This window comes from Roseateles sp. (assembly GCF_052436255.1).
GTDB lineage: Bacteria > Pseudomonadota > Gammaproteobacteria > Burkholderiales > Burkholderiaceae_C > Pelomonas.
Genome location: NZ_JBQVNP010000202.1, coordinates 1 through 6,863, shown reverse-complemented (window position 1 = coordinate 6,863; position 6,863 = coordinate 1). Strand labels below are relative to the sequence as shown.

General features: G+C 66.7%; 7 protein-coding genes and 1 pseudogene. 7 read left to right on the top strand and 1 reads right to left on the bottom strand.

Going from position 1 to position 6,863, the window contains the following annotated elements; translation table 11 throughout:
* Positions 1-254 (top strand): annotated as a pseudogene (locus ACT6S0_RS25475) (GFA family protein); the annotation flags it as partial.
* Between the two features lie 43 nt (positions 255-297).
* Here ACT6S0_RS25475 and ACT6S0_RS25470 read toward each other — a convergent pair.
* Positions 298-1,272, bottom strand: a complete 975-nt coding sequence (locus tag ACT6S0_RS25470) for an AraC family transcriptional regulator N-terminal domain-containing protein (protein WP_444766534.1) — start codon at positions 1,270-1,272, stop codon at positions 298-300.
* 123 nt (positions 1,273-1,395) lie between these two features.
* Between ACT6S0_RS25470 and ACT6S0_RS25465 the strand changes: the two genes are divergently transcribed.
* The 6 genes from ACT6S0_RS25465 to ACT6S0_RS25440 all read left to right on the top strand — a co-directional run.
* Positions 1,396-2,232 (top strand): oxidoreductase, encoded by an 837-nt coding sequence (locus ACT6S0_RS25465; protein WP_444766533.1) that lies wholly within the window; start codon positions 1,396-1,398, stop codon positions 2,230-2,232.
* A 41-nt stretch (positions 2,233-2,273) separates the two neighbouring features.
* Positions 2,274-3,122 carry an AraC family transcriptional regulator gene (locus tag ACT6S0_RS25460; RefSeq protein WP_444766532.1) on the top strand — a complete coding sequence of 283 codons (849 nt, stop codon included), beginning with the start codon at positions 2,274-2,276 and terminating at the stop codon, positions 3,120-3,122.
* Between the two features lie 82 nt (positions 3,123-3,204).
* Positions 3,205-3,660 carry a YbaK/EbsC family protein gene (locus ACT6S0_RS25455; protein WP_444766531.1) on the top strand — a complete coding sequence of 152 codons (456 nt, stop codon included), beginning with the start codon at positions 3,205-3,207 and terminating at the stop codon, positions 3,658-3,660.
* A 155-nt stretch (positions 3,661-3,815) separates the two neighbouring features.
* Positions 3,816-4,463, top strand: a complete 648-nt coding sequence (locus ACT6S0_RS25450) for a response regulator transcription factor (RefSeq protein WP_444766530.1) — start codon at positions 3,816-3,818, stop codon at positions 4,461-4,463.
* A gap of 25 nt (positions 4,464-4,488) precedes the next feature.
* Positions 4,489-6,288 carry an ATP-binding response regulator gene (locus tag ACT6S0_RS25445; protein WP_444766529.1) on the top strand — a complete coding sequence of 600 codons (1,800 nt, stop codon included), beginning with the start codon at positions 4,489-4,491 and terminating at the stop codon, positions 6,286-6,288.
* 131 nt (positions 6,289-6,419) lie between these two features.
* A partial coding sequence (locus tag ACT6S0_RS25440; protein WP_444766528.1) for a dihydrofolate reductase family protein occupies positions 6,420-6,863 on the top strand: 444 nt, incomplete at its 3' end.

Here is a 6,863-nt window from a genome sequence, read left to right as displayed (position 1 = left end):
GCCCCAAATGCGGCACCACGCTCTCACTCACCTTCGAGCGCTGGCCCGAGTACCGCGCGATCTCCCGCGGCGCTTTCGACGACCCGGACTCCGTATCGATCGGCTCGCACATCTGGACCAGCTCGGCGCAGACGGGCGTGGTGCTTCCCGCCGGAACGGACTGCTTCCAGTTCGCCCGTGCGGACCTGACTGGCGAGCCCCAGAGCCCTGATCGCTTCGATACGCCGCAGATGGCGCGCACAAACGCCGACTGACTCCCTGTCTGGCTTGCCCTCACCGACAGGCGGCTCGCATCCATCAATGCGACGCCACCCATGCCTGTTCTCCGGGCAAGGGCGGCATCGCGAAGCTCGACTTCAGTCGGGCGACCTCGTCGCGCGGACCGAGTCCGAAGAAGCGCTTGAACTCGCGGCTGAACTGCGACGCGCTTTCGTATCCGACCTCGATGCTCGCAGCGGACGCCGTTTTCCCGCCTCGCAGCATCATCAGGCGCGCCTGATGAAGGCGCACCGACTTGAGGTACTGCATCGGGGAACTCTGGGTGACGGCGCGGAAGTGGGCGTGAAACGTGGGAATGCTCATGCCCGCCTCGCGGGCCAACTGGTCGACGGTGAGGCGGTCGCTGTACGCGTCATGGATGCGTCGCACGGCCTTGGCGATCTTGCCGAACTGCCCCCGGCCGGCGAGCGCCGCGCGCATCGATGCACCCTGCTCTCCGATGAGCACCCTGAAATAGATCTCCCGCACGATCGCCGGGCCGAGCAGCACGGCTTCCACGGGCGAGCTCATCGCCTCCAGGAATCGGAGGACTGTCAGCGCCAGCGACTCGTCCATCGGCGTCGAGAACATGCCGACGGGTTCGGTCGTTGAACGCCCGGTGAGTTCGTCGACCTGCAGCGCAAGGCCGGCGAGCACGGCGAGATCGAGGCTGAAGTAGATCGCGAGCAGAGGTTCGTCGGCGCTGGCATCGGTCTCCATGGTGAACGGGACCGGCACGGACACCGCGAGGTAGTGCTGGGCATCGTAGAGATAGACCTGATCCGCCCAGAGGCCTCGCTTGCGCCCCTGGCAGACGATGACGATGCCGGGCTCGTAGAGCACGGGGGTCGATGCCAGCGGCCGATCGGAGCGAAGAAAGCGCACGTCCGGCAGCGCCGTCAGCGTGTAGCCCTCCCGGGGCGCCAGCCGCTTCAGGAGCGCCACCATGCGGGCCTGGCGCTCATCGCGGGCGTCGACAGTGCGACCAGGAGGTGATGCGCGCGATCTGCTCATTCAGCGTACTGTGCATCAAATCAGGCGGATGAAGACTGGAAGCGCCCGCTTCTCATAGGAATAGGCAAGCCAGACATCGCTTCAGGACTGGCTCGCGGCACTCCCGATCCCGAGAATCGCTGCATGAAAAACACCAGGACATTCTTCATCACGGGCGTCAGCAGCGGCTTCGGTCGCGCCATTGCCAGCGCCGCGCTGCAGGCAGGTCATCGCGTCATCGGAACCGTTCGCACCGAACAGGCCGCAGCGGACTTCAGAACACAGGTTCAGGGAAAGGCGCACGTGAAGCTGCTCGACGTGACTCAGTTCGATGCCGTCGCACCGCTCGCCGCGGCCGTCGAAGCGGAGTTCGGGCCGGTGGATGTCGTGATCAACAACGCGGGGTATGGCCACGAGGGCATCCTGGAAGAGTCGCCGCTCGAGGAAATGCGCCGCCAGTTCGACGTCAACGTCTTCGGCGCGGTTGCTGTCATCAAGGCGTTCCTGCCTTTCATGCGCGAGCGCCGGCGCGGCCACATCATCAACATCACGTCGATGGGCGGCTACATCACGATGCCCGGCATCAGCTACTACTGCGGCAGCAAGTTCGCGCTCGAGGGCATTTCGGAGACGCTGGCGAAGGAGGTGAAAGGCTTCGGCATCGCGGTCACGGCCGTCGCCCCGGGCTCCTTCAGGACGGACTGGGCCGGCCGCTCGATGGTTCGCAGCGCGCGTTCCATCGATGACTACGACACCTTGTTCGACCCGATCCGGCAATCGCGCGTGGACAAGAGCGGCAAGCAGCTGGGCGATCCGGACAAGGCCGCGGCTGCGATCCTCGCGCTGGTGGAGATGCCGCAGCCGCCGGAGCACTTGCTGATCGGCAGCGACGCGCTCGGGCTGGTGCGGGCGAAGCTCGACGCCATGCAGGCGAGCCTGGCGAGCCATGAGGCGCTGACACGCTCCACCGACATTGCCTGATGCCGCGGCGGGCCGGGCTCATGCCAGTTCGATAATCGGGCATGGCCGCTCTCTTTCGATCTCCGGGACAGCCTCGCGCACGCGAATGCGGATGGATTCGCGACGAACAGCATGTCGCGGGCGTGAGCCGCATGCGCGCGCAATTGCACGAGACGGGCTATCGCACCCACAGCCACGACACCTACACCCTCTCGCTCGTGGAAGGTGGCGTGCAGGAGTTCAACTACCGGCACTCCGTTCATCGTTGCGCGCCCGGGCAGGTTTCGATCCTGCATCCTGACGAAACGCACGATGGCCGGCCCGGCTCGGACGATCCCCTCAGCTACGGATGCGTGCACCTGAGTCCTGCAGCCGTCCAGGACGCGATCGCCGCCACCGGGGCGCGCAAGGCGACGCTGCCTTTCGTCAGGGAGCCCGTGGTCTACCACCCGGGCCTGGCGCACGACCTGCTTTGTGCGTTCGAGGTCGAGCTGGAGCCGCTGTTCGCTGACTCGCTGATCGCCTCGCTCGCCAACCACCTTTCCGGTCTGGCCTTCGGCATCCAGCTCGAGACAGTTCAAGGGCGCCTCGATGTCGTGGCGCTCGACCGCGCGGCCGAGTTCCTTCGCGGCAATGCGGGCCGCGTAGTTCATTCCCGCGAACTCGAAGCGATCACGGGCCTCACGCGCTTCGAGCTCGCCACGCAGTTCAGGCGCAGGTTCGGCACCTCGCCCTACCGCTACCTCCTGATGCGCAGACTCGACCTCGTCCGCCGCGCCCTTCGCGCAGGCGTCGATCCGGCGCAGGCCGCATTGCAGACGGGGTTTGCGGACCAGTCGCACATGGGGCGCGTCTTTCGCGCCGCACTGGGCATGACGCCACGCCAGTTCGCCAGGCTGCACCGGCACTGAGGGCAGCCGCCGCCACGATCGTTCTATACGCGTGCACACCACGCCGGGAGACTCTTGGCAGTCCCACTCCCCGATCAGTGCCATGAGCCTGGAATCCGTTCGCACCTTCCTTCAGGAACACGCCCCCGACATCCAGATCGTCGAACTCGGCCGGGAGCACACCACGTCCGTCATCTCGCAGGAATGGGGCGTGCTTCCCGCGCAGGTCGCGAAGACGCTGCTGCTGCGCCGGGGCGACGAGTGGATCATTGCCGTGACCTGCGGCGATGCCCGGCTCGACAACCGCAAGTGCAAGGACGTCTTCGGCGGCAAGACCAGGATGGCCGGGCCCGATGACGCGGAGGCGGTGACGGGGCACCCCGTCGGCGGCGTGTGCCCCGTCGGATTGCGCACGCCGCTCGCGGTGTATTTCGACATGCGCCTGAAGCTCTACCCCGAGGTGGTGCCGGGGGCGGGCTCGAGGACGCACGCCTTCCGGATCGCTCCCTCGCGCCTGGCCGAGCTGGCCCGGGCGCAATGGGTCGACATCTGCGGCTAGCCCGGTCGGGTCTCTCCTCCTGGAAAGGCCGCGCCCTGGATTCGCGGACGACGACCCAGGGGCAGCGTCTGCTTCACGACAATGCAGGTGGGCACGGCCACGGCGTGCATTGAACTAAAGTCCAATGCTCCAGAAAAACAAACCCTGATCGCTCCATGCCCACCGTTCTGCTGATCGACGATCACGCGATGTTCCGCGAGGGCCTGGCACTCACGCTGCGTCAGGAAGACTCAAGCCTGGTGATCGAGACGGCCGGCAACGGCGCGGAAGCATTGGCCTTGCTCGCGGCCATGCCATCGACACCGGAGGTCGTGATGACCGACTTCTATCTGCCGGACCTGGCGGGCGCCGCGCTCCTGGGGCCATTGCGGCGCAGCCGCGCCGGACTGCGCATCCTCGTGCTGTCGGCCTCCGAAGATCCGCAGGACATGGAAACCGCGCTCGCGGAAGGCGCGCACGGCTTCGTGCACAAGTCGGCCGACAGCAGGCAGCTGATGGACGCACTGCGCCGCGTGATGCAAGGGCAGCGCGGCGTCGTTCTCGCGTCTCCGGCCGGAGCTGCGGCCATGCCGGTGCTGTCGGGCCGGGTGGATCCGCTGTCCCGCCTGTCCGCGCGCCAGACCGAAGTGCTGCATCTTCTGTGCGAAGGGCTGCGCAACGCAGACATCGCGGCGCGCCTGAGCACCACAGAGCGAACCGTCAAGGCGCACATCTCGGCCATCTTCGGAGCGCTGGACGTCGACAGCCGCACCCAGGCCGTGATCGCGGCGCGTCGGGCGGGGTTGATGGGCCGCCCCAGATAGGCGCCGGCCGGTCCCACCTCCACGCATGGCCAACCCCTCCTCCTACCCGTCGTCCTCGCTCGAAAGCCAGCAGATCTTCGACGTGCAGCTCGGCGTCCTGCTGCGCAGCTTTCCGTTCGCACTGGCCGGCTCGGTCATTGCCGCCTGCGTGGTCTCCTATGCAATGCTTGCCGTCGTTCCGAGAACGCAGGTGATCGCATGGCTCGCGGTCACCCTGCTCGTCGCGACCTTCCGCCTCGCCGCCATGCTGCACTACCGTCGCGTGCGCAACCACCCCGGCACGGGCGCGCGATGGCTGCGGCAGATGGTGACCGGCAACATCGCGTCGGGCACGCTGTGGGGCCTGCCCTTCGCCTACTGGACGTTCTTCGTCCCGCTCGAATACCAGCTCTTCTTCATCGTGGTCCTGTTCGGCCTGGGCACCGGCGCCATCTATTCGAACTACATGGTGCTGTCGGCCGTCTACGGCTTCGTGATGCCGACATTCGCGCCCCCCTTCATCGCGTTGGCGGTCCAGCCCTCGGCGGTCAACCTGGCTCTGGTGACGGGCGGCATCGCGTATGTGGTGGCCACCGTCGCCTTCATCCACCGGATGAACAGGACGCATCTGAATGCGCTGCGGCTGAGCTACGAGAACCTCGCGCTGCTGAAGCAGGTGCGCCGCGAGAAAGAAGCTGCCGAGCGCAGCGACCTCGAGAAGTCGCGCTTTCTCGCGGCGGCTAGCCACGACCTGCGGCAACCTGTCCATGCGATGAGCCTGTTCCTCGGGCTGCTGGCGAACGAGAGGCTCTCTACGCATGGACGCTATCTGGTCGAGAACATCACCAGGGCCAGCGCGGCGATGGGCCATCTGTTCGATGCCCTGCTCAACATCTCGCGGCTGGACGCGGGAGTGATACATCCGCGCCTGGAGAACATCGCGCTCGACCGGCTGCTGGACCAGATCCGCGCGGAATACACGCCGCAGGCGCGTCAGAAGGGCCTGGCCCTGAAGGTGCGCCGCAGCGCGGCGCTCGTTCACTCGGACCCCGTGCTGCTGGACCGCATCCTGCGCAACCTCGTCAGCAATGCCATCGCCCACACATCGAGCGGGCGCGTGCTGGTGGGATGCCGCAGGCGCAACGGCGCCATCCGCGTCGAGGTCTGGGACACCGGCCCGGGGATTCCGCAGCGCGAGCACGAGCGCATCTTCTGGGAGTTCCATCAACTGCAGAACCCCGAGCGGGACCGCAGCAAGGGCCTCGGGCTCGGCCTGTCCATCGTGCGCCGCACGGTGGCGCTGCTGGGGCATTCGCTCGCGCTCCGGACGATCGAAGGACGGGGCACCGTCTTCCTGCTGGACGTCGAGGCGCATCGCGTGTCCGTCGCGCCGTCCCCTGCCGCACCGGAAGCGACCCAGGCGGAAGCCCGGCGACAGGCCTTCGATGCCGAACCTGCCAAGGGGCAGCTGATACTGGTGATCGACGACGACGCACAGAACCGCGAGGGCCTGCAACTGCTGCTGGAGAGTTGGGGCCATCGCGTGGTGGCCGCAGCGGGCGGGAGCCAGATGGTCGAACGGATCGCCGACGTGCCCGGCAAGCCGCGGCTCATCGTGAGCGACTACCGCCTGCGCGAACACGAGACCGGCATCCAGGCCATCGACCGCCTGCACGAGGAATACAACGACGAGACCATCCCGGCGCTGCTTGTCAGCGGCGACACCGACCCGGCGCGACTGATCGAGGCCGCGGCCCGCTCGATTCCGGTGCTGCACAAGCCTGTGGAGGTGGATACGCTGAAGAGCTGGGTCGAGAAACTGCTTGCCACGAGGCAGGAGCCATGAAAGCGACGACCGTCTTGGAGCGCTGAACCAATGCCGATACGATGCCGGCTCACGGCTGCGGATGCTCATTGCAAAAGCAGCCCGGCGATCCGGCATCCTCAGCCCCTCCAACCCCAGGCACGGAGATCCGAATGAGAAAGCTCAAGATCATGGAGCACACGTCACTCGACGGCGTGATCCAGACCTCCGGTGAAGACGGCTTCCCCCACGCCGACTGGACCATGCCCTACCGGACTCCCGAGGGTCGTGACGCAGTCTTCGCCGCGCACGGCGGGCACATCGATCTGCTGCTGGGCCGTCGCACCTACGACATGTGGTCGGGCTTCTGGCCCAAGGCGCCGGGCAGCCCGATGGCGGATGCCTTGAATGCGGCCACCAAATATGTCGTGACCCACCGTCCGCAAAGCCTCGAGTGGGGCCCGTTCGAAGGTGTAGGGCCGGACGTCGTCGAGTCCATTCGCCGCATCAAGTCGCAGGCCGGTCCGGACCTGGTCTTGTGGGGCAGCTCCACCCTGACGTCGACGCTGTTCGAACACGGGCTTGCGGATGAAGTCGTGCTGATCGTCTATCCGGTG